The sequence below is a fragment of the Kitasatospora sp. NPDC091335 genome (assembly GCF_044757205.1).
Lineage (GTDB): Bacteria > Actinomycetota > Actinomycetes > Streptomycetales > Streptomycetaceae > Kitasatospora.
Map to the genome: position 1 here is coordinate 36269 of NZ_JBIVUM010000012.1, position 21968 is coordinate 58236.

The following is a 21968-nucleotide window of genomic DNA, read 5'->3' on the forward strand; positions in this document are numbered from 1 at the left end:
GGACGGGGGACGGGATGAGCACGCGCCGAAGGCAGGGCCGCGACGGCCCGGCGGACGAGCCGCACCGGCGGTCGCTGTCGGCCGCCGTCACCGCCGTGCTCGAACGGCTCGACGCCCACGCGGCCGGCCGCACCGACCGGCCGCCGTCCGGCGGGCCAGCACCGACCGGTGAATCCGCACCGTCCGGTCAACCCACGCCGCCCGGTGAACCCGCGCCGCCCGCTCCCGCCGGCCGCCGGGGCGGGCGCCGGCAGCCCGCCACCGCCCTGGACGCGCTCACCGCCTCCTTCGGGCTCACCCCGTTCGAGCGCGACGTCCTCGTGCTGGCCGCCGCCCCCGCGATCGACCCCACCACCGCCGCCCGGTGCGCCGCGGCGTGCGGCGACCCCGGGCACACGTACCCGACGTTCTCGCTCGCCCTCGCCGCCCTGGACCAGCCGCACTGGAGCGCGCTCACCCCGGTGGGCCCGCTGCGCCGCTTCCGGCTGGTCGAACCGGACGACGAGACGGCGCTCACCGCCTCCCGGCTGCGGATCGACGAGCGGGTGCTGCACTTCCTGGTCGGCGTGCCGTACCTGGACGTACGGCTGCACGGCCTGCTCACCCCGGTCCGGCCGCCCGGCGAGCTGCCGGGCCCGCACGAGCGCTGCGCGGCCGAGCTGGCGCACGGATGGACCACGACCGGGCTGACCGGCCCGCCGCACACCGAACTGACCGGCGCCGACCGCCGTACCCGCTGGGAGATCGCGGCGGCGGCGGCCCACCGCGCCGGGCTCGGCCTCTACGCCGCCCACCGGGAGGACCTGCCCACCGAACCCGCCGAGCGCGAGCGGCTCGCCCGGCTCTGGCAGCGGGAGGCGATCCTGATCCCGGCCGCGCTGCTGGTGGAGGGCGGGGAGCCCGGCCGGGAGCGCCCGCAGGCCCCGAACGGCACGGAGGCCTTCCTCGCGAGCCTGGCGGTGCCACTGGTCGTGTCCGGCGACGAGCCCCCGCCGGCCGGTACCTCGGACCGCGCCCGGCTGACCGTGCCCCCGCTCGGCCCCGAGGAGCAGCTGGCGATCTGGGCCGCGGCGCTGGACGGTGCGCCGGGCATCGCCGAGGGCGAACTCCGCGCACTGGCCGCGCAGTTCTCGCTGCCCGGCCATGTGATCCGGTCGGCGGCGGCGACGGCCCGGCGGGCGGCCGAGGACGGCGGGGACAACGGCGCGGACATCAGCCCACTGGCCTGGCACGCCGGGCTGGTGGAGGCCCGGATGTCCCTGGACGAGCTGGGCCGGCGGGTCGAGCCGCGCGCCGACTGGGAGGACCTGGTCCTGGAGGAGCGCCAGCGCGCGACGCTGCGCGAGATCGTCGCCCACGTCCGCCGGCGCGGCACGGTCTACCAGGAGTGGGGGTTCGAGTCGGTGCTGCGCCGCGGCCTCGGCGTCACCGCGCTGTTCGCCGGCGGGTCGGGCACCGGGAAGACGCTGGCGGCCGAGGTCGTCGCCGGGCGGCTCGGCGTGGACCTGTTCGTCATCGACCTCTCCCAGGTCGTCAGCAAGTACATCGGCGAGACCGAGAAGAACCTCCGGCGGGTCTTCGACGCGGCCGAACGCGGCGGCGCGCTACTGCTGTTCGACGAGGCCGACGCGCTGTTCGGCAAGCGCAGCGAGATCAAGGACAGCCATGACCGCTACGCCAACCTGGAGGTCAGCTACCTGCTGATGCGGATGGAGGCCTACCGGGGCCTGGCCGTGCTCACCACCAACATGAAGAAGGCGCTGGACCCGGCGTTCATGCGGCGGATCAGGTTCGTGGTCGACTTCCCGTTCCCCGGGGTGCCGGAGCGCGCCGAGATCTGGCGGCGGGTCATCCCCGAACAGACCCCCAGCCGGGGCCTCGATCCGGAGCGGCTCGCCCAGCTCACCGTGGCCGGCGGCTCGATCCGCAACATCGCGCTGTCCGGCGCCTTCCTGGCCGCGGACGAGGGCTGCCCAGTGGAGATGCGGCACCTGCTGGCCGCCGCGCGCACCGAGTACCTGAAGCTGGAGCGCTCGCTGACGCCCTCGGAGGTCGGCGGATGGATCTGACCGAGGGGCTCGGGGCAAAGCAGAGCGACCCCGGGCGGAGCGACCCCGGGCACAGCGGCGCCTGGCCCGGGGGTACCAGGCCCGGGGGTACCCGACGGATCGAGGTCGAGATCGGCGAGCTGGTCCTCGACGGCTTCGCGCACCTCGACCACGACCGGCTGGCGGCGGCGTTCCGGCGCGAACTGACCCGCCTGGTCAAGGCGCGCGGCGTGCCGCTCGCGGCCGGCGGCGACCGCACCCTCGACCTGCTCTCCGGGCTGCCCCCGCTGCCGCCGGGCACCTCGCCGCAGCGGCTCGGTGAGGCGCTCGCCCGCGCCGTGCACACCGGACTGTCCGGCGGCGGCCGGCCGCCGGGACGGGGGCGGACATGACGCGACTCGCCGCCGCCGCGAAGGATTCCGCACCGGACAGCAGGCAGGGCTCGGCCCGGCGGAAGACCCGGACGCCGAAGGCCAGGACGCCCGAACCGAAGGAGATCGTCTCCGGCGCCGGCCAGCCGCTCGACCCGGGCGTGCGCCGGGAGCTGGAGGCCAGGCTCGGGCACGACCTCAGCCGGGTCCGGGTGCACACCGACCGGGACTCCGCCGCGCTGACCGAGCTGATCGGCGCGGACGCCGTCGCCGTCGGCCCCGACCTCTTCTTCGGCGAGGGCAGGTACCGGCCGGCCGCCGAGGACGGCCGGCGGCTGCTCACCCACGAGCTGCTGCACACCGTCCAGGCCCCGAACCCGCTCGGCGCGCTGCGGGCCGGCCGCGACCTGGGCGCGGTCAGCCTGCCGCAGGACGCGATCGAACGGGAGGCGGAGCACGGCGCGCGCGCCGACCGGCCGACGGCGGCGACCCCGGGAGCCACCCCGGGCTGGCTCCGCTACGCGACCGTCGACGCCGACCGGTTCCGCACCGAGCGGCTCGATCCGGCGACGCTGGTCGACCGGCTGGCGGCCGGCATCCTGCGCTCGCTGCGCGGCGACCCGACCGACTCCTCCGGCCGGGTGCGCCTGCAACTCGCCCGCTTCGCACCCGAGTTGCAGGAGTCCGTGCTCGCCCGGCTGGAGGACGGGCTGCCCTCCTCGGACTACACCCGGGTGCTGGAGCTGGTCGAGGCCGCCGAACACCGCCCGGCCGACGGGGACGGCGCGCAGACGCCCGAGCCGGTCACCGGCGCCGCCGAGCGGGCCGAGGACGAGCGCGAGCAGGACGACGACCCCGGACCCGAGCGGGACCGGCGACCGGCCCAGGAGGCGGATCAGGAGGCGGACCGGCCGGACGGCCCGAAGGGGCGGCGCAGGCACCGCAAGGGCCGGGACGGCGAAGCGGAGGACACCGAGGAAAGCCCGAAGCAACAGGACGAGCAGCCGGCACCGCCCGCTGAGGGCGAGGCGGGCCCGGCACCTCAGGGCGCGCCGACAGCCGGGCGGCCCGCGGCCGGTCAGGAGCAGCCCGCGTCCGTCCCCGAGACGACGCCGGAGGCTCCCGTCGCGGCGGAGGCGGCCGCCGCCCCGCCGGTGGCCGTCCCCGTGACCGGCGCGCCCGGGGCCGGGCAGCCGGACACCGCCGCCCAGCCCTCGGCCGGGACGACGCCGCAGGAGCCCGCCGCAGGACCTCCGCCGCAGCCCGCACCCGTCAAGCCCGAGCGCCTGGACGCGATCGCCCAGGCGCCGGACAGCCCGCTCGCCCGGCACGGGCTGCTGGAGGGCGACCACCCGCAGGGCGAAACCCGGGACGAGGAACGGCCGTTGGGCGTGGAGCCCGGCGCGGACGCCGAGGTCCACGACACCCCGGGCGCGGACCAGGAGCGGCAGGCGCAGTCGACCGGCGCCACCGATCCGGAGCTGGGGCCCGGGGACTTCCTGCCCTCGTCGGACCTCGACGTGTCCGCCGTCCCGACCGTCGACCGGATCCCGCTGTCGGCGGACGGCGCACCCGCGGCGAACGCCGAGGCACCGGCCTTCCCCGAGCCGCCCGCGACCAAGGCCGAGCAGGTCCAGGAGGAACGCGAGAGCCGGCCGGAGACCGACGAGGAGCCGGCGGCACCACCCGAGCCGGCCCAGCCCGGGGCCGCCCCCTCCCCGGCCCCCGCGGCGGGGGCCGGGGAGGCCGAGGACCGCGGTGGCCGCGACCTCCAGCCGGAGCGGCCGGTCGAGCAGGAGGTCGGCCCCGATCCGGCCCAGGCCCGGGCCGTCGAACCCGTGGCCCCGGAGCCGCAACCGGAGGCTGAGCCGGAGCAGCGGGAGCCGGAGGCCGCGGCGGCGCCCGCCGGGACGGCGCGGGAGGCCGAGCCCGCGGCGTCACCCGAGCCCGCCGTCCCGGAGCCCGTCCCGGAGCGCGGCGCGGCCCCCGGCGCGGCGGGGCCGGTCGGCGGCGAGGGCCCGGGCGGGCCCGCCGGCGTCCGGGACAGCGCGCCCGAGACCGCGCCCGACACCATGCCGGGCGCCGCCGGTCCGGCGGCCGAGCAGGCCGACGCACCGTCCGCGCTCGCCGGCGGGCCCGCCCAGGACGCCTCCCTGGAGGCCGGCGGCGGCGCCTGCGCGGGCCCGCAGCAGCCCACCACCGAGGCGGAGCCGGACGGTGCCCCCGGTGGCGGTGGCGGCTGCGCGGCCGGAGCCGCCGGCGGCGCGGGCCCGGCCCCGGCCAAGGAGGAGGAGAAGCCCGCCCCGCCCGACGTCTCCGCCCAGGACCCGCAGAGCGCGCTCGCCACCGCCGCGAGCCTGCCGCCCGATCAGCTGGCCGCCACGCTGGACGGCGTGGACGGTTCGGTGGACCGTACGGTCGCCGAGCAGCACGCCGCCCTTCAGGCGTCCCCGCCGGCCGCCCAGCGCCCGTCCGGGGCGCCGCAGACCCAGTCCGGCACGCCCGAGGCCGCGCCGCCGGCCGAGGCGGTGACGGAGCGGCTGGAGCGGGTCGGTCCTGCCGGCCCGGACGGCGAGCAGCAGGAGGCCGAGCGGAAGAAGGTCGAGGGCCGCAACCCCGGCGACCGGGTCGCCGCACCCCACGTCGCCGACGACGCGGGCAACCAGGTCTCGGCGCAGGAGGTGCAGCAGGTCCAGGGCGCGGTCGACGGTGTGCCCTCCACCGACCCGGCGCTGAACACCACCGTCGGCCGGGCGCCCACGGTCGAACTGACCGGCGAGAGCGATCCGGCACGGACCGACCGGCAGGCGGCGAAGCTCAAGGACGGCTCCGCCAGGATCCTCGGCGTCGGCCGGGAGGACGCCGCCAAGCCGATGGGCGAGGACCGGATCTACCCGGACGTGCCGAAGGAGACCCTCACCGCCTCCGTCCCCGGCGGCAGCCGCAGGCGCGGGGGCGCCGGCGCCGGGAGCGCGGTCGACACCAAGCCGGGCATCGGCATCGTGACCCGGCAGGAGCGCGGCCCGCAGATCCAGGCCGCGGTCGGCCGGGGCCAGGGCCGGCTGGCCTCCGAACAGGCCACGCGGAAGCAGGGCGAAGCCGACGCCCGCCGACAGAACCAGGCCGAGGTCGACCAGGCGGTGGCCGACAACGCCCAGTCCCAGGCCGGCGAGCGGGGCGAGGCCGCGGAGAAGGTCACCGCCGAACGCGAACAGTGGCGCACCGAGCAGGACCAGCAGATCTCCGGCGCGGACCGGGACGCCGACGCCGAGCACAAGGACAGGACCGGCGCGATCGACAAGAAGCGCACCGAGGCCGACAAGGACGTCCAGGACCGCCGGCAGCAGGACAACCAGAAGATCCAGGACAAGCGGAAGGAGGCCGAGGAGAAGGCGCGGAAGGAGAAGGACCGCAAGAAGGAGGAGTCCGAGGGCTGGTGGGGCTGGGTCAAGTCCAAGGTCAAGGCGGCCTTCGACGCCCTGGTCGAGGCGGTCACCAAGGTCTTCGACTACTTCCGCGGCCTGATCAACGACATCATCGACGGCTTCCGGAAGTTCGCGGACTGGGCGATCGACCAGGCCAGGAAGTTCGCCGTCGAGCTGATCGACAAGCTCGCGGACGCGCTGATCAGGATCTGCGACGTCCTGCTGGCGGCGTTCCCCGAACTGCGGGACAGGTTCCGCAGGAAGATCGAGGAGTGGCGCGACAAGGCCGTCGCCAAGGTCAACGCGTGGGCGGACCGGCTCAGGAACGCCGTCAACAAGCTGCTCAACGCGCTGGCGGCCGGGCTGAACGCCCTGCTGGACGCGCTGGAGACGGGGCTCAAGGCCGCGATCGAGGCGGTCCGCACGGCGGTGATGGACGCGATCGACTTCGTGCGGAAGGCGATCGCGGTGTTCGGCGAGTTCGCGGCCCTGATCGGCGACATCGCGCCGGACCCCGGCGGGTGGCTGAAGAAGCTCGGCACCGCCGCGGTCGACGGCATCCAGCACTACCTGTGGGGTGCGATCAAGAGCGCGGTGCGGACCTGGTTCGACGAGAAGGTGGAGTCGGTCGTCGGCCTGACCTCCACCCTGGTGAACGTGCTGGTCAAGGGCTGCGTCTCGATGGCCCAGATCGGCCGGATGGCCTGGCAGGCGATCGTGGCGGCGCTGCCCGGGATGATCGTCTCGATCGTCGTCGAGAAGCTGGTGTCGATGATCGTGCCGGCGGCGGGCGCGATCATGGCGATCATTCAGGGCCTGACGGCCGCCTGGAACACCATCAGCAAGATCATCGCGGCGATCGGGAAGTTCGTCGCCTTCCTCAAGGCGGTCAAGTCCGGATCGGCCGCCTGCCTGTTCGCCGAAGCGGTCGCGGCGGGCGTGGTCGCGCTGCTGGACTTCATCTCCAACTTCCTGCTCAGCAAGCTCAAGGGGGCCGGCAAGGCGGTCGGCACCAAGCTCAGGGGGATAGCCCAGAAGATCCTCAAGGGCCTGGCCAGGGCCGGCCGGGGCACCCGCGAGGCGGCCGGACGGGCGGTCAACAAGGCCCGGGCCGGCCTGCGCCGGGCCGGCCAGTCGCTGCGCCGTCGGCCCTCCCCCGCCCACGGCCGACCCGCCCGTACCGGCCCGGCCCGGCACACCGTCCGCCGCGCGGAGCACCACCAGGAGACCGCCCCCGGCCGCCAGCGCCGCCAGGTCACCCACCCGAAGTCCACCCGGCCCCGCCGCCCCACCTCCCCCGTCGGCCGCGCCCTCAACACCTCCCGCCAGACGGTCAAGGCGGCACTCAACCGCGTCCGGGTCGCGGCCCGCACCCTCGGCCGCAAACTCCTCAACAGCAAACTCGGCCGCGCCCTCACCAACGGCGCCCACCGCATCCGCGACGCCTACCGCAAACAGCGCGACCGCCTCCGCGCGTGGCACCAGAAGCGCCAACAGCAGCGCGCCCAGCGCCGCGCCCACGAGAACTCGCGGGCGGCCAAGGAGCAGCGGCTCTCTCTGATCGTTGCAAAGATCACTCCGAAACTGCAGGGACTGCTCCACCGCGGCGCCTCTGACATCACCATTCGAGCCGTACTCGCGGCGATGCGGACCTGGTACCGACTTTCCGGCCTGGAGTGGCTCGGAGAGCGGAGTATCCGCTTCCGTGCCTGGCTCAATCCCGACATCGTCTTCCTGCACGGCGTGGCTTTCCCGATCGATGATCTGCTGGCGTTCGTCCGCAAAGTCGGCGCAGAGGTCGTGCGAGCGCCGCAGTGGGCACGTACCGCCGGAGTCAGCCAGGATTCGATACCCGGCCCCACCTCCATACCGACATCCGCCGGCAGGGGCTACGAAGTACACGAACTCGGCAACCGCTCCGGCGCGGAGGTACAGGAGTATCTCCGCGGGCGCCCGGGAACAACCATGTGGCAGGTGGACATCCAACGCTATCGGGATCAGTCCGGAGCCGCCCTCGACGTCGACTGGCAGCAATGGTGGGGGCGAGCCACGAGGAACCGAGGGATCCTTTTCAGCATTCCTTACCGTTCGGAAGAGAAACAGCCGTGGCGAGGTGAGCGAAAAAGAGCTCCGTCCCGCAGGGACAGCATGGGTCTGTCATATAAGGAGATTGCAAATCTGTTCGACTCGTGGCAGGGACGACGCGGCGCCCTGAAGCAGCAGGTGATCGCCCAACAGGCGGTCGGAATGCTCGGTGGAAGAATGCCGGACGGGCCGAACCGGCGCTTCACCGCAGAGTTGACTTCGCTGATGATCCAGCAGGAGGGCCTGCGGAACGTCGGAACCATGTCGACCGGTGCCATGCTCCTGGACATGGCGGCACGTGGCCATGTCACCCTCGCGGACGCGGCACGACTCCACCCGATGGCGCCCAAGGATTCACAGGCAGGGGCCAGGGAGTTGCGCGCGTCCATCTTCCAGGGAGCGGACCGGACGTCTTTCGCGGAACGGCTACGCGATCGGGAAGTCGATGTCGTCGAGGCGTGGGTCCGAAGCCTGGGCAAGGAAATCGTCGTGGATTCCTATGCCACCGGACAGGAGAAGCGAAAGCAACTCATGCAGCAGATCCGAGATCGAATTCACCGGATGTACAATATCGACCCGCGCTACACGGCGCTTCGGAACGGAATGGACTGATCGATGCGGAACTCGAAATTCAAGACAACCAGAATCGTGTTGCGCTCGTACCCGGCGGAGGACGAGGTGGACGAGTTTGCCGGCCTCCACGGCTGGCCGAGGAGAGCGGAAGTGGAGGCCCGGCGCGAAGGCGGAAGCCCGTACACCGTCTCCTGGGATCTGGGTGATGAAAGCGTCCTCGATTATGTCGAGGACGGCATGTCGAAGAATTGCTATCTCATCGTACACGGCCCGACCCGCGAGAGCGTGGAACCAGTCGGGGAGATGATTTCCGAGGAGCTCTTCCCGTGGGACCACACCGAGTTGCTCTGGTGTGTCGACAACGCACCGAATCCCATTGAACTCGGCCTGTCAATCATTCGACTCGCGCTCGGATCTCCGGATGGCTTTCACGACGAGACATTTCGGCGGGTCAAAAGCGGGCTGACCCATCCGGATTCCCAGGTGCGGGACATGTCACTGTGGGCCAGCACGTATTCACCGTGGGCCGAGTACATCCCGCTGCTACAGAATCTGGCAGCACAGGATCCCGTCACCGAGATTCGCGAGCGGGCAGGGCTCGTCCTTGAGGCCTATCGCGTCCGAGGGGGAGGTGATGGGTCATGACCGGGTACACGGACACCCCCAGGCCCATCAGGGCCGGGCTGGTGATCGTCGATGCGCTGCGCGGGACGCCGCAGCGGGTCGTCGTGTTGCAGTTCAACCCCGACAGTCTGGAGCGCTCGCTCGCCCCGCAGGCCGCGGGGGCCGACGGGACCGGGGACCGGACGGAGGCGTTGCGGCTGAAGGGTCCGGCGGTGGAGACGTGGAAGTTCACCGCGGAGCTGGACGCGACCGACCAGTTGGAGCTGCCGGCGCCGAACGGGATCCATCCGCAGCTGGCCACGCTGGAGTTGCTGGTGCAGCCGGCCAGCGCCCGGCTCAGGACCAACCAGGGGCTGGCCGCCGTCGGCACCCTGGAGATCACCCCGGTCGAGGCCCCGCTCACCCTGTTCACCTGGGGCAGCAAGCGGATCCTGCCGGTGCGGCTGACCGAACTCACCATCACCGAGGAGGCGTTCGACATCGACCTGAACCCGATCAGGGCCACCGTCGGGATCGGCCTGCGCGTCCTGACCGTCAGCGATCTGCCGACCGGCCACCGTGGGGCCGAGCTGTACCTGGCGCACCTGGCGCAGAAGGAGCGCCTGGTCGGTTCCGCGGCCGACGGCCGGCTGAGTGCGCTCGGCCTGGGAGGAGGATTCCGGTGACCGCCGACCACCCGCTGGACGCGCTGCCCGCGCCCTCGCCGTACCCGCCGACCAGCCGGTACCACGGCGTCCCGGTGGCGTTGCACACGGCACCGGACGGACGCCAGGTCCCCTACCTGCGACGGCGGTTGATGCCGGGCACGGACGGTCTGACCCCGCTCGCCGAGCACACCGTCAGTGCCGGCGACCGCCCCGACCTGCTCGCCTACCGCTATCTCGGCAGCGCCGACCAGTGGTGGCGGATCGCCGACGCCAACCCGGTGCTCGACCCCCGGGAGCTGACCGCGACGCCGGGCCGGCGGATCGTCGTCGCGCTGCCCGGCGGGGTGCCGGGGGTGGGGAATGCCTGACGCCCCGGCCGTCACGGGCGGCGGGCCGATCGGGTCGGTCCACCTGAGTCTGCTGATGGGTCCGCAGATCCCGGTGCCGGTGCCGCAGCCGGTGACCGACGCCCTGCTGTCGGCGCAGGTCACGGTGGCGTCCGGGCAGCGCAGCGGCTTCCAGCTCGCCTTCGACCTGTCGAAGCGCGGGCCGATCAACACCGCGCTGCTGCCGGGCGGCTTCTTCGACCCGAAGATCAGGGTCGTGCTGATGGTGACCGTCACGGGCACCCCGACCGTGCTGATGGACGGTGTGATCATCCGCCAGGAGGTCGGCATCAGCAACCAGCCCGGCCAGTCCACGCTGACCGTCACCGGCGAGGACCTGACGGTGCTGATGGACCTGGAGGAGCGGGCCGGGGTGCCGTTCCCCGCGATGTCCCCGGCGGCCCGGGTCGCCGCGATCATCGGCACGTACGGGCAGTACGGCATCGTGCCGCTGGTCATCCCGGAGCTGGTGCCGCAGACGCCGATGCCCACCCGGCGGATCGACTTCCAGAAGGGCACCGACCTCGGATACGTCAACGAGCTGGCCAAGGCCAACGGTTACGTGTTCTACCTCGATCCGGGGCCGGTCCCCGGGACGAGCCGCGCCTACTGGGGGCCGGAGAACCGGCTCGGCGTCCCGCAGCACGCGCTGAACGTGAACATGGACGCGCTGTCCAACGTCGACCAGCTGACCTTCGCCTTCGACGGGACCGCCCGCGAGGAGCCGGAGGCCCGCATCCAGCTCCCGGCGACCAGGGTGTCCGCCGTCCTGCCGGTGCCGGAGGTCAGCATCCTGCGCCCGCCGCTCGCGCTCAGGCCCGCGCCGGCGCTGAAGAAGAAGGTCATCGCGGACACCGCCAAGAAGGACACCGCCCAGGCCGTCGCCGAGACCATCGCCAAGGCGATGCAGTCGGCGGACGCCGTCTCGGGCTCCGGGCAGCTCGACGTCGTCCGGTACGGCCACGTCCTGCGGCCGCGCGAGCTGGTCGGCGTCCGCGGCGCCGGGCTCACCTACGACGGCCTGTACTTCGTCAAGAGCGTCACCCACAACCTCCAGCGCGGCTCGTACACCCAGAACTTCACGCTGACCCGCGAGGGCCTGATCGCCCTCCAGCCGACCGTCGTCCCGTAGCGCCACACCGTCGTGGCGGCACAGTCCCGCGGCGCCACACCATCGAGGTACCACAGTCAGGAGTTGCCGGCATGGCCGAACCGACCCGCTACCTCGGCAAGTTCCGGGGAACGGTGGTGAACAACGTCGACCCGCTCGGGATCGGCCGCATCCAGGCCCAGGTGCCCGACGTGCTGGGCGAGGTCACGTCGACCTGGGCGATGCCGTGCTTCCCGGTGGCCGGCCCCGGCATGGGGCACTACGCGGTCCCGCCGGTCGGGGCGGGGGTGTGGCTGGAGTTCGAGCAGGGCGACCAGAGCTACCCGGTCTGGACGGGCTGCTGGTACGGCTCCGCCTCGGAGGTCCCGGTGGAGGCGACGACCGGCCCGCCGGGCGTGCCGAACACGGTGCTGGAGACCTCCGGGCGGCGGGTGATCGTCCTGTCCGACGATCCGACCACCGGGATCACCCTCCGCACACCGGGCGGAGCCTCGATCGTGATCAACGACACGGGCATCCGGATCAGCAACGGCCAGGGCGCCGAGATCTCGCTCGTCGGCGCCACCGTTTCCATCAACCAGGACGCCCTGAGCGTGACCTGACGGGGGGATTCTCGTGCCCGGAAATCTGCTGCACGTCAATGCGACGGTGACCTGCCCGCACGGCGCCCAGGCGACGGCCCGGCCCGCCCAGGCCCGGGTGCTGGTCGCCGGCCAGGCCGTCACCGGCACCGCCGACCCGTACACCGTGACCGGCTGCCCGTTCACGGTGGCCGGCAAGCCGCAGCCCTGCGTCACGATCCGCTGGGTGGTGCCGTCCGCCCGGATCCGGGTGAACGGCTCCCCCGCGCTGCCGCGGTCCGCCGTCGGACTGTGCCAGAGCGCCGAGCAGATCCCGCAGGGGCCGCCGGTCGTGACCGTCGTCCAACAGCGGGCGGTGGGGACATGAGCACCGCACCCCCGGCCAGGACGGACCTCGCGTTCCCGTTCCGGATCGACAGCCGCGGGCGCACCGCCGAGGCGGCGTACGACGACCACGTACGGGACCTGATCGAGCAGTTGCTGTTCACCAGCCCCGGCGAGCGGGTCATGCACCCGGACTTCGGCTGCGGACTGCTCGACCTGGTCTTCGCCCCGAACAGCCCGGAGCTGGCGGCCACCCTGCAACTGTCCGTGCAGGCGGCGCTGCAACGGTGGCTCGGCGACGTGATCGAGGTCGTCTCGCTCGACGTGGAGAGCGAGGACAACGTGGTGCGGGTCGAGCTGGCGTACGTCGTGCGCCGGACCGGTGCGCAGCGGCAGGACGTGTTCGAGGGCGGGGTGGCGGCATGACCGGCCGATCCGAAGTGACCGGGCAGTCCGACGTGACCGGGCAGTCCGACGTGACGGGCCGATCCGAAGTAACGGGGCAGTCCGACGAGGCGACGGCCCGGTGCGGGACGGAACTCCGCCGCGCCGACGTCCGCGCGGCCCGCCTGCTGGGCCTGGACGGCGCCGAGCCGGACGACGACGGGCGCACCCTGAGCGTGACCTTCCTCGGCCGGGCGCCGGACGAGCTGGGCCCGGAGAACATCCGCGTCGACGGCGGCCGGCGGATCACCGGCCTGCGCGCCCTCGCGGTCGACATCGAGCGCGCCGACGACCCGGAGCTGGACGACCGGATGCACGTCACCCTCGACCGGGCCGGCGACACCTCCCGCTACCGGCTGACCGTCGTCGAGGCGGACGCCTACGGCCGGCCGGGCAGCCGCCCGTACCCGGGCTTCGACCCGAGGTACGCGAGCACCGGCTTCTCCTTCGGCGCCGACTGCCCCTCCCCCTACGACTGCCGCGCCGAGGAGAGCTGCCCGCCCGCCGTCCGGCCGGCCCCGGTGATCGACTACACCGCCCGCGACTACGAGAGCCTGCGCCGGCTGGTGCTGGACCGGATGAGCCTCACCACCCCGGGCTGGACCGAGCGGCACCTGCCCGACCTCGGCGTCACCCTGGTCGAGCTGCTCGCCTACACGGCCGACCAGCTCTCCTACCAGCAGGACGCGGTGGCCACCGAGGCGTACCTCGACACCGCCCGCCGCCGGGTGTCGGTGCGCCGGCACGCCCGGCTGGTCGACTACCCCGTGCACGACGGCTGCAACGCCCGCACGTTCGTCGCGCTGACGGCCGACCGCCCGCTCACCCTGCGGCACGGCACCTTCCGCTTCGCCGCCGTCGACGTCAGCCGGCTCGGCCCGCAGGAACGCCCGGACCTGTCCACGGTGATCCCGGACGAGGAGCTGGACGCGCTCACCACCACCGCCGCCGTCGAGGTGTTCGAGCCGCTCGGCGGGGCGGACCTGGTGCTGCGCCCCGCGCACAACACCATCCGGTTCTGGACCTGGGGCGACCAGGACTGCGTCCTGCCCCGGGGCGCGACCGGCGCCACCCTGCGCGACGACTGGCACCGGGCCGACCGGCCGCAGGACCGCGACCGCGGCCGGCACCTGGCGCTGCGCCCCGGCGACCTGCTGGTCATCGAGGAGGTGCTCGGCCCGCGCACCGGCGCCGCCGCCGACGCCGACCCGGCGCACCGCCAGGCCGTCCGGCTCACCTCGGTCACCCCCCTGGTCGACGAGCTGTACGAGCAGCCCGTGGTCGAGGTCGCCTGGGCGGCGGAGGACGCGCTCTCCTTCCCGGTCTGCCTGTCCGCGCACGGCGGGAGCGACTGCGGCCCGATCGCCGACGTGAGCGTCGCCCGCGGCAACGTCGCCCTGGTCGACCACGGCCGCTCCCTGACGTTCTGCGGCGCGGCCCCGGAGACCTTCGCGGTGCCGCCGGAGCCGGTCCGCGTGGCGCCCTGCGGGCCGGACGGCTGCGGCTGCGCGGACCGCGCCGAGGGCAGCCCCGCGGCGGAGGCGATCCACGCGCTGCTCGACCAGGCGAGGACCGGCCGCCGGCTCGGCCCCGGGCAGGTCCGCGAGCTGGACGCGCTGGTCGGCGAGGCGGCCGTCCGGCGGGCCGGGCTGAGCATCCGGCTCGCGCCCGGCGCCAACCGGGAGGACGCGGAGAACGCGGGCGCGGAGGGCGGGGACGGCCCGGGCGCGGTGGTCGAGCCGCCCACCGCCGACGCCCAGGCGGAGGCGCTGGAGACGCTGCTCGACCAGACCCGCTACCCCGTCCTGCCGCAGCCCTTCCGCCCGCCGCTGCGCCACGCGCCGGTCACCCAGGCGGCCGCCTACCCGGACCGGGCGCACGTCTGCGCCCGGCAGGCCGCCCTGCTCGCCGGCGTTCCCGGACTGGTCCGGCAGCGGCTGGAGGAACTGTGGCACCGGGCGAGCCGCGGCCACGACCTCTCCCGCGCCGAACTCGCCGAACTGACCCTGCTGTTCGGCGCCCAGGTGGTGCACGAGCTGCGCCTCGCCGAGCGGCCCGCCGCCGCGCTGCGCGAGCTGCTGGCCCGCCGCACCCGCCTGCTCGCCGCCAAGCTGCGCCGCCTGGAGGTGCTCACCGCGCGGGCCCGCTCCGGCGGGGTGCTCCGGCAGCCCACCGTCTGGGAGGTCGCCCAGAGCTGGGGCGCCCGGTACGCCGCCGGGCTCGACCCCGACTCCCCCGCGCTGGCCGGCCCGGCGAGCGGGATCACCGTCCAGGACCCGCGTTCCGCCCTGCCCGCGGTCCTCGCCACCGCCGAGGGCCAGGAGTGGACGCCCCGCCGGGACCTGCTCGCCGACGGCCCGCGGGACCGGCACTTCGTGGGCGAGCCCGAGGACGACGGCGGGCTCGCGCTGCGCTTCGGCGACGGCCGCCACGGCCTGCCGCCCCGGCCCGGCACGGAGCTGCGGGTCGCCTACCGCGTCGGCAACGGCACGGCCGGGAACGTGGGCGCGGAGGCCGTCAACCACCTGGTGGTCTGCCGGGACCGGCCTCCCCACCCGCGGACCCGGCCGCGGGACGCGGTGCTCCGGGTCCGCAACCCGCTGCCCGCGACCGGCGGCGTCGAGCCCGAACCGCTCGACCGGGTCCGGCAGCTGGCCCCGCTCGCCCTGAGCCGCACCCGGCTGCGCGCCGTCACGGCCGCCGACTACGCGGAGCTGGCCGCCACCCTGCCGGGCGTCCGGCGGGCCGCAGCCGAACTCCGCTGGACCGGCAGCGGCCAGGAGGTCCACGTCGCCGTCGAACCGTACGGGCAGGCCACCGCGGACACCGCCCTGCTGGAGGCGGTCGGACACGGCCTGGAGGCGTACCGCCGGATCGGCCACGACCTGGTCGTCCGTCCCGCCCTGCTGGTGCCGCTCGACCTCGGACTGCTGATCTGCGCCGCCGCCGGCCACCAACGCGGCCATGTCCTCGCCGAGTTGCGGCGGGTGCTGGGCAGCCGCGCCCTCCCCGACGGCCGCCCCGGCTTCTTCCACCCGGACGCGCTGGGCTTCGGCGACCCGGTGCGGGTCTCCCGGCTGGTGGCCGCGGCCGCCGCCGTGCCGGGTGTGGTCAGCGCCCAAGTGACCCGGCTGCGAAGGCAGTTCGGGCGGGACGACGGCGAACCCGTCGACGGGCTGCTGCGGCTCGGCGCGCTGGAGATCGCCTGCTGTGACAACGACCCCGACCGGCCGGAGAACGGCCGGCTGTCGATCGTGATCGGAGGTGGCCGATGAACGGCCAGTGCACCTGCGGCTGCGCGGGCACCGCCACCGCGACCCCGGCCCCGCTGTTCAACCCGCCCGGGCTGGACAGCGTCGGCTACCGCGTCGGCCACTACGGGGAGTTCCTCGCGAGCCTGCTCGCCCGGCTGTCCGGCCCCGCCTACCCGGCGCTGCGCGACCTGACGGTCCGCACCCCGGACGACCCGGCGATCGCGCTGCTGGACTCCTGGGCCGTGCTCGCCGACGTGCTCACCTTCTACTCCGAGCGGATCGCCAACGAGGGCTACCTGCGCACCGCCACCGAGGAGAGCTCGCTCGTCCTGCTCGGCCGGCTGGTCGGGCACCGGCCCCGGCCCGGCGTGGCCGCCGACACCTACCTCGCCTACACGCTCGACCACGACCCGCGGGCCGCCGAGGACCCGACCGTGACCATCGCGCGCGGCGCCCGCAGCCAGAGCGTCCCCGGCCCCGGCGAGGACCCGCAGTCCTTCGAGACCGCCGAGGACCTCGCCGCCCGCTCGGCCTGGAACGAACTGGCCGTGCTGCGCCGCCGCCCGTACCAACTGACGCCCGGTCAGCTGAACCCCGGCGGCCGGGCCGAGCTGTTCGCCGCGGGCACCGCCAACAACCTCAGGCCCGGCGACCGGCTGCTGTTCGTCTTCAGCGCCGACAAGGCCGCCGACCCGGTCCACCGGGTGCTGCGGCTGGTGCCCGAGGTGCGGCTCGACCGCGAGAACGACGTCACGGTGATCGGGCTGCCCCGGGACCTGCGCACCCTCAGGGACCTGCGCGCCGAGCTGACGGACTGGATCACGGTCTCCGAGGGCGCCCCGAACCCCAGGCCCGGGCGCAGCCGGATCATCCGGGACTTCGACGACCAGGTGCTGGCCCCGCTGCGCGCCGACCTGGACCGGCCGTCCGGTCCGCTGGGCACCCCGGCCGGGTTCGCCTACCGGCTCGTCCCGGTGATCGCCCGGGCGGCCGAGGCCGCCGAGCTGGCCGGGGCCCGGCAGCCGGTGGCCGACTGGTTCGGCCGCCTCGGCGAGGAGCTGGCCGGCCTGCGCGGCCGCGCCCACCAGCTGGAGCCGCCGCAGGCCCCCGACGAGCCGGGACCGCCCGGCTCCGGAGCCGCCGACCCGGCCGTCCGCGGGCTCGGCTCGCTGCTGGCGGCGCTGCGCACCGCCCCCACCCGGCCCCCGCTCAGCGCCCGGGACCTCGCCCGCGACCCGCAGCGGCTCTTCGCGGCGGGCTCGGACCTCGGCGCGCAGCTGCTGTCCGCACTCGACCCCCGGCTGCGCGACGGCCTCTACCCCGCCTGGCGGCGGATCGACCTGACGGCGCCGCTGGCCGTGCACGAGATCCAGGCGATGCGGGTGGTCGCCACCCCGTTCGGCGCCACCGCGCCGCTCAAGCCGGTCTACGGCACGGACGGCCGGATCGACCGCTACGTGGACTGGCCGCTCGCCGGCAGCACGCTGATCGGCGTCCGGGTCACCTTCGACGCCGCCGGCACCGTCCCGAGGACCGCCGACTTCACGTACGTCGAGGCCGGCAGCCTGGTGCACAGCGGCTTCTCGCTGCCGTGGGACCACACCTTCCCGCTCGGGCCCGGCCAGGTCAAGGTGGTCACCACCGAGCCGCCGGTGCCGCTGGCGCCACCGCCGCCGGACCCGCACGCCGCCGCCGTGCCCGCTCCCGGCCAGGAGCCCGGCGTCAGCGCCCGGTTCCTCGCCGAGCTGCCCGAACGCACGGTCCTGGTGTCCCGCCCGCAGGCCGACGGCCGCGTCCACGTGACGGTCGACGGCGGCCCGGGCCCCGCGCTCGACTACCGGCTCGACCCGGGCCAGGAGAGGACCGGCGAGTCCGGCGAGCTGAACGTCCGGGTGCACCGCTACACCGCCACCGACCAGTCGGACCCGGCGGTCGAGGTGGTGTTCACCACCAAGCTGCAGCCGGTCTCCGGCACCGTCCTCACCCTCGACGCCGTGTACGACCAGATCGCGCCCGGCAGCTGGGTGGTCGTCCAGCGCCCCCGCAAGGGGATCGACGGCGGCATCCCGGGCAGCCGCGACCTCGCCGAGGTCGTCACCCGGGTGACCGACGTGCGGGTGATCTCCCGCGCCGACTTCGGCATCACCGGCAAGGTGACCGAACTGTCCCTGCAACAGCCGTGGCTGGACGACAGGGACACCCAGCTCTCGGACATCAGGGACGCCACCGTCTACGCCCGCGGCGAGTCGCTGCGGCTCGCCGACGAGCCCGTCACCGAGGACGTCCACGGCGACCGGATCGAACTCGCCCGGCTCTACGACGGGCTGACCCCTGGCCGGTGGATCACGGTCGGCGGCGAGCGGACCGACATCCCGGCCACCACCGGCGTCCGGGCCACCGAACTGGCCATGATCGCCGGCGTCGGGCAGAGCGTCGACCCGCGGCTGCCCGGGGACACCGTCCGCACCACGATCACGCTCAGCGCCCCCCTCGCCCACCGCTACCGGCGCGACACCGTCCAGGTCCTCGGCAACGTCGTCCGCGCCACCCAGGGCGCCACCCGCGACGAGGCCGTCGGCAGCGGCGACGCCGGCGTCCCCGGCCAGCGCTTCGCGCTGTGGCAGTCGCCGCTCACCTGGCTGGCGGCCGACACCCCCAGGGGCGCGCGCAGCACCCTGGAGATCCGGGTCGACGGGGTGCGCTGGACCGAGGTCGACAGCCTCGCCGGGCGCGGCGCGGACGAACGCGTCTACGTCACCGGTACCGCGACCGACGGCCGTACCACCGTCACCTTCGGCGACGGCGTGCACGGTTCGCGCCTGCCCACCGGCCGGGAGAACGTCCGCGCCCGCTACCGGATCGGCATCGGCGAGGCGGGCAACGTCGGCGCCGGCCGGATCACCCAGCTCACCACCCGGCCGCTCGGCGTCTCCGCCGTCGTCAACCCGCTGCCCGCCACCGGCGGCGCCGGCCCGGACGGTCCGGGCCTGGCCAGGCGCACCATCCCGCTCGCCGTCACCGCCCTGGACCGGCTGGTCTCGGTGCCCGACTACGAGGACTTCGCCCGCTCCCGGGCCGGCATCGGGCGCGCCAGTGCCGGCCGGCTCTCGGACGGCAGGCGGGAGCTCGTCCACGTCACCGTGGCCGGGGTGGACGACATCCCGCTCACCGCCGACTCCGACCTGATCCGCACCCTGCACGCCGCGCTCACCGCCTACGGCGACCCGAAGCTGCCGGTCCTGGTCGCCCTGCGCGAACTCGTCCTGCTGGTCGTCGCGGTGAACGTGAAGGTCGACCCGGACCACTCCTGGGACCTGGTCGAACCGGCGCTGCGCCGCGCCCTGCTGGAGCGCCTCGGCTACGCCGGACGCCAACTCGGCCAGAGCGCCCACCTGTCCGAGGTGCTCGCCGTCGCCCAGGCCGTCCCCGGCGTGGACCGGGCGGACGTCGACGCCTTCACCGGCGTGCCCGGCAGCCTCACCCCGGAGGGCCTGGAGCACCTGTCCGACCTGCTCGCACAGCCGCAGCCGACGGTCCGGGCCCGGCTCGCCCGCTACGAGGAGCAGCGGTACCGGGTGCGCGACCCCGCCGGGGAGTCCCTCACCGACATCGCCGCCCGCAACGGCATCCCGGTCGCCGAGCTGCTGCACCTCAACACGGCGGTCACCGACACCCGGCCGCTGCCGGCCGGCCGGGTGCTGACGGTGTTCCGCGGCATCCGCCCGGCCCAACTCGCCGTGCTGTCACCGGATCTGCCCGACACGTTGATCCTCAAGGAGGTCCGCGCATGACTGACCCGAGCGGCCGGGACCCGGACGGACTGCTGGAGCTGCTGCCTCGGTGGCACCGGCTGCGGGACGCCGACGGGGGCGAGCCGCTGCGCGCCCTGCTGGCCGTCGTCGCCGAGCAGGTCGACGTGGTCCGCGACGGCATCGACCAGGGCTACCGGGACTGGTTCGTGGAGACCGCCGCCGACTGGGCCGTCGCCTACCTCGGCGACCTGGTCGGCTACCGGATCCTGCCCGGCTACGAGGAGGTGCTCGCCACCGGGCTGCACGGCGGAGCCTCCCCGGAGCGGGCGGCGGCCCGCGACCGGCTCGCCGCCCGGCTGGCGCCGCGGCACGACGTCGCGAACACCGTCGCCAACCGCCGGCGCAAGGGCACCCTCGCCCTGCTGGAGGAGCTGTCCGCCTCGGTCGCCGACTGGCCGGCCCGGGCCGTGGAACTCTCCCGGCTGCTCGGCGCCACCCAGCCGGTGCGGCTGCTGCGCCCGGACGAGGAGCCGGCCGACCGTCAGCGGCTGGGCCGCGGCCGGCTGGCCGACGTCCGGAGCGGCGCCGCGCTGGACCTGCTCGGCGGGCCCTTCGACGCCCAGGCGCACACCGTGGACGTCCGCCGGGCCGCCTCCGGCCGCCGCCAGGGCGGGCGTACCCCGGCCGGTGTCGCCCTGTACGTGTGGCGGCTGAAGCCGTACCCGGTCACCCGGGCGCCGGCCTACTGCGTCGACCGGGCCAGGAACCTCTTCACGTTCTCGGTCCTCGGGAACGACGCCCCGCTGTTCACCCGGCCCGAGCCGGAGCCGTCGGCCACCCACCTCGCGGCGATCGACAACGTGCCGGCCCCGATCCGGCGCCGGCAGCTGGCCGAGCGCCCGGCCGACTACTACGGGCCCGGCAAGAGCTTCGCGATCTGGCGCGACGGCGCCCAGGAGCCGGTCCCGCCCGCCGAGATCACGGTGGCCGACCTGACCGACTGGACGTACCGGCCCAAGCGCGGCCAGGTCGCCGTCGACCCGCTGCTCGGCCGGATCGCCTTCGGTGCCCGATCCGCCCCGCGCCGCGGCGTCTGGGTCGACTACCACTACGCGTTCGGCGACGACACCGGCGGCGGGGAGTACCCGCGCGACCGCCCGCAGGCCCGGCACCGGTCGCTCTACCGGGTCGGCCCCGGCGAGCCGTACGAGCGGATCAACGACGCCTACCGGCAGTGGCGCGCCGAGCAGCAGGACGGCAGCGCGGGCGGCGCGGCCGTCATCGAGATCACCCACAGCGGCGCCTACCAGGAGCAGCTGGACTTCGACCTGGAGGCCGACGACCGCCTCGAACTGCGCGCCGCCGAGGGCACCCGGCCGGTGATCCGGCTGCTCGACTGGTACAGCAACCGGCCGGACGCGCTCAACGTGCGGGGCGTCCGCCCGGGCGGGCGGCTGGTCCTGGACGGCCTGCTGGTCACCGGGCGCGGGGTCAACGTCACCGGGCCGGTCGCCTCCGTCACCCTGCGGCACTGCACCCTGGTGCCCGGCTGGTCGCTGGAGCCGCACTGCGAACCGCACGCGCCGCAGGAGCCCAGCCTCGTGCTGGACCACACCACGGCCTGCGTCCGGATCGAGCGCGGCATCCTGGGCTCGATCCAGGTCGTCGGGGACGAGGTGGCGGACGAACCGCTGGAGATCCACCTCACCGACAGCGTCCTGGACGCCACCGGGCCCGAGCGGCCGGCGCTCTCCGGGCCCGACTGCGAACACGCGTACGCGCTGCTGCACGCCCACCGCTCCACGGTGGTCGGCGAGGTGCACGCGCACGCGGTGCCGATCGCCGAGGACTGCCTCTTCACCGGCCGGCTGCGGGTCGCCCGCCGCTCGCTCGGCTGCCTGCGGTTCTGCTACGTCCCCCCGGGCTCGCGCACCCCGCGCCGGTACGAGTGCCAGCCCGACCTGGTGCGCTCGGCGGTGACCGACCTGGTCGAGCGCGGCGAGCTGCACCCGGCGCGGGCCGCCCGGCTGCGCGACACGGAGGCGGCGCGGGTCCGCCCGCTGTTCAGCAGCCTCCGGTACGGCACGCCCGACTACGGCCGGCTGGCCGCCGGGTGCGCGCCGGAGATCACCCGCGGCGCCGAGGACCGCTCCGAGCCGGGTGCCTTCCACGACCTGTTCCAGCCCCAGCGCGAGGACAACCTGCGGGCGCGGCTGGCCGAGTACACGCCGGCCGGCACCGACGCGGGGGTCTTCTTCGTCTCCTGAGCCGCTCCCGACCTGTCCTGTCCCCTCCTGCCTTCTCGTGACTCCTCCTGAATCCTCCTGACCAGACGACTGTGAG

The 21968-nt window shown here is 74.7% G+C and carries 13 protein-coding genes; all 13 read left to right on the forward strand.

Annotated elements, in window-relative coordinates; genetic code table 11:
- The first annotated feature begins 14 nt into the window (after positions 1-14).
- The 13 genes from ACIQOW_RS24290 to ACIQOW_RS24350 all read left to right on the forward strand — a co-directional run bounded on the left by ACIQOW_RS24290 (position 15) and on the right by ACIQOW_RS24350 (position 21892).
- Complete coding sequence (locus tag ACIQOW_RS24290; RefSeq protein WP_401088235.1) at positions 15-2069, forward strand: ATP-binding protein; 2055 nt, start codon at positions 15-17, stop codon at positions 2067-2069.
- Entirely contained in the window at positions 2060-2440 is a 381-nt protein-coding gene (locus ACIQOW_RS24295; RefSeq protein ID WP_401088236.1) for a hypothetical protein, read from the forward strand. Before ACIQOW_RS24290 ends, ACIQOW_RS24295 begins: the two co-directional genes overlap by 10 nt.
- On the forward strand, positions 2437-8541 hold the full coding sequence (locus ACIQOW_RS24300) for a DUF4157 domain-containing protein (protein WP_401088238.1): 6105 nt from the start codon (positions 2437-2439) through the stop codon (positions 8539-8541). Before ACIQOW_RS24295 ends, ACIQOW_RS24300 begins: the two co-directional genes overlap by 4 nt.
- A 3-nt stretch (positions 8542-8544) precedes the next feature.
- Positions 8545-9147 (forward strand): hypothetical protein, encoded by a 603-nt coding sequence (locus ACIQOW_RS24305; protein ID WP_401088239.1) that lies wholly within the window; start codon positions 8545-8547, stop codon positions 9145-9147.
- The gene (locus ACIQOW_RS24310) at positions 9144-9791 is read left to right on the forward strand and encodes a hypothetical protein (protein ID WP_401088241.1); all 648 of its coding nucleotides are present in this window, start codon (positions 9144-9146) and stop codon (positions 9789-9791) included. Before ACIQOW_RS24305 ends, ACIQOW_RS24310 begins: the two co-directional genes overlap by 4 nt.
- Complete coding sequence (locus tag ACIQOW_RS24315; protein WP_401088243.1) at positions 9788-10141, forward strand: hypothetical protein; 354 nt, start codon at positions 9788-9790, stop codon at positions 10139-10141. Before ACIQOW_RS24310 ends, ACIQOW_RS24315 begins: the two co-directional genes overlap by 4 nt.
- Positions 10134-11291: a hypothetical protein gene (locus ACIQOW_RS24320; RefSeq protein WP_401088244.1), complete on the forward strand. Its 1158-nt coding sequence runs from the start codon at positions 10134-10136 to the stop codon at positions 11289-11291. Before ACIQOW_RS24315 ends, ACIQOW_RS24320 begins: the two co-directional genes overlap by 8 nt.
- A gap of 71 nt (positions 11292-11362) precedes the next feature.
- Positions 11363-11872 (forward strand): phage baseplate assembly protein V, encoded by a 510-nt coding sequence (locus ACIQOW_RS24325; RefSeq protein WP_401088246.1) that lies wholly within the window; start codon positions 11363-11365, stop codon positions 11870-11872.
- 13 nt (positions 11873-11885) lie between these two features.
- On the forward strand, positions 11886-12218 hold the full coding sequence (locus ACIQOW_RS24330) for a hypothetical protein (protein WP_401088248.1): 333 nt from the start codon (positions 11886-11888) through the stop codon (positions 12216-12218).
- Entirely contained in the window at positions 12215-12601 is a 387-nt protein-coding gene (locus ACIQOW_RS24335) for a GPW/gp25 family protein (RefSeq protein ID WP_401088250.1), read from the forward strand. The genes ACIQOW_RS24330 and ACIQOW_RS24335 overlap by 4 nt, the downstream gene beginning before the upstream one ends.
- Positions 12598-15894 (forward strand): putative baseplate assembly protein, encoded by a 3297-nt coding sequence (locus tag ACIQOW_RS24340; protein WP_401088252.1) that lies wholly within the window; start codon positions 12598-12600, stop codon positions 15892-15894. The genes ACIQOW_RS24335 and ACIQOW_RS24340 overlap by 4 nt, the downstream gene beginning before the upstream one ends.
- Positions 15891-19664: a putative baseplate assembly protein gene (locus ACIQOW_RS24345; RefSeq protein WP_401088254.1), complete on the forward strand. Its 3774-nt coding sequence runs from the start codon at positions 15891-15893 to the stop codon at positions 19662-19664. Before ACIQOW_RS24340 ends, ACIQOW_RS24345 begins: the two co-directional genes overlap by 4 nt.
- Complete coding sequence (locus ACIQOW_RS24350; RefSeq protein ID WP_401088256.1) at positions 19661-21892, forward strand: hypothetical protein; 2232 nt, start codon at positions 19661-19663, stop codon at positions 21890-21892. The genes ACIQOW_RS24345 and ACIQOW_RS24350 overlap by 4 nt, the downstream gene beginning before the upstream one ends.
- The last annotated feature ends 76 nt before the right edge of the window (positions 21893-21968 follow it).

Bases quoted from the DNA above. Each gene is read 5' to 3' on its own strand.
- ACIQOW_RS24290 (WP_401088235.1), top strand. From the start codon at position 15: ATGAGCACGCGCCGAAGGCAGGGCCGCGACGGCCCGGCGGACGAGCCG.
- ACIQOW_RS24295 (WP_401088236.1), top strand. From the start codon at position 2,060: ATGGATCTGACCGAGGGGCTCGGGGCAAAGCAGAGCGACCCCGGGCGG.
- ACIQOW_RS24300 (WP_401088238.1), top strand. From the start codon at position 2,437: ATGACGCGACTCGCCGCCGCCGCGAAGGATTCCGCACCGGACAGCAGG.
- ACIQOW_RS24305 (WP_401088239.1), top strand. From the start codon at position 8,545: ATGCGGAACTCGAAATTCAAGACAACCAGAATCGTGTTGCGCTCGTAC.
- ACIQOW_RS24310 (WP_401088241.1), top strand. From the start codon at position 9,144: ATGACCGGGTACACGGACACCCCCAGGCCCATCAGGGCCGGGCTGGTG.
- ACIQOW_RS24320 (WP_401088244.1), top strand. From the start codon at position 10,134: ATGCCTGACGCCCCGGCCGTCACGGGCGGCGGGCCGATCGGGTCGGTC.
- ACIQOW_RS24325 (WP_401088246.1), top strand. From the start codon at position 11,363: ATGGCCGAACCGACCCGCTACCTCGGCAAGTTCCGGGGAACGGTGGTG.
- ACIQOW_RS24335 (WP_401088250.1), top strand. From the start codon at position 12,215: ATGAGCACCGCACCCCCGGCCAGGACGGACCTCGCGTTCCCGTTCCGG.
- ACIQOW_RS24340 (WP_401088252.1), top strand. From the start codon at position 12,598: ATGACCGGCCGATCCGAAGTGACCGGGCAGTCCGACGTGACCGGGCAG.
- ACIQOW_RS24345 (WP_401088254.1), top strand. From the start codon at position 15,891: ATGAACGGCCAGTGCACCTGCGGCTGCGCGGGCACCGCCACCGCGACC.
- ACIQOW_RS24350 (WP_401088256.1), top strand. From the start codon at position 19,661: ATGACTGACCCGAGCGGCCGGGACCCGGACGGACTGCTGGAGCTGCTG.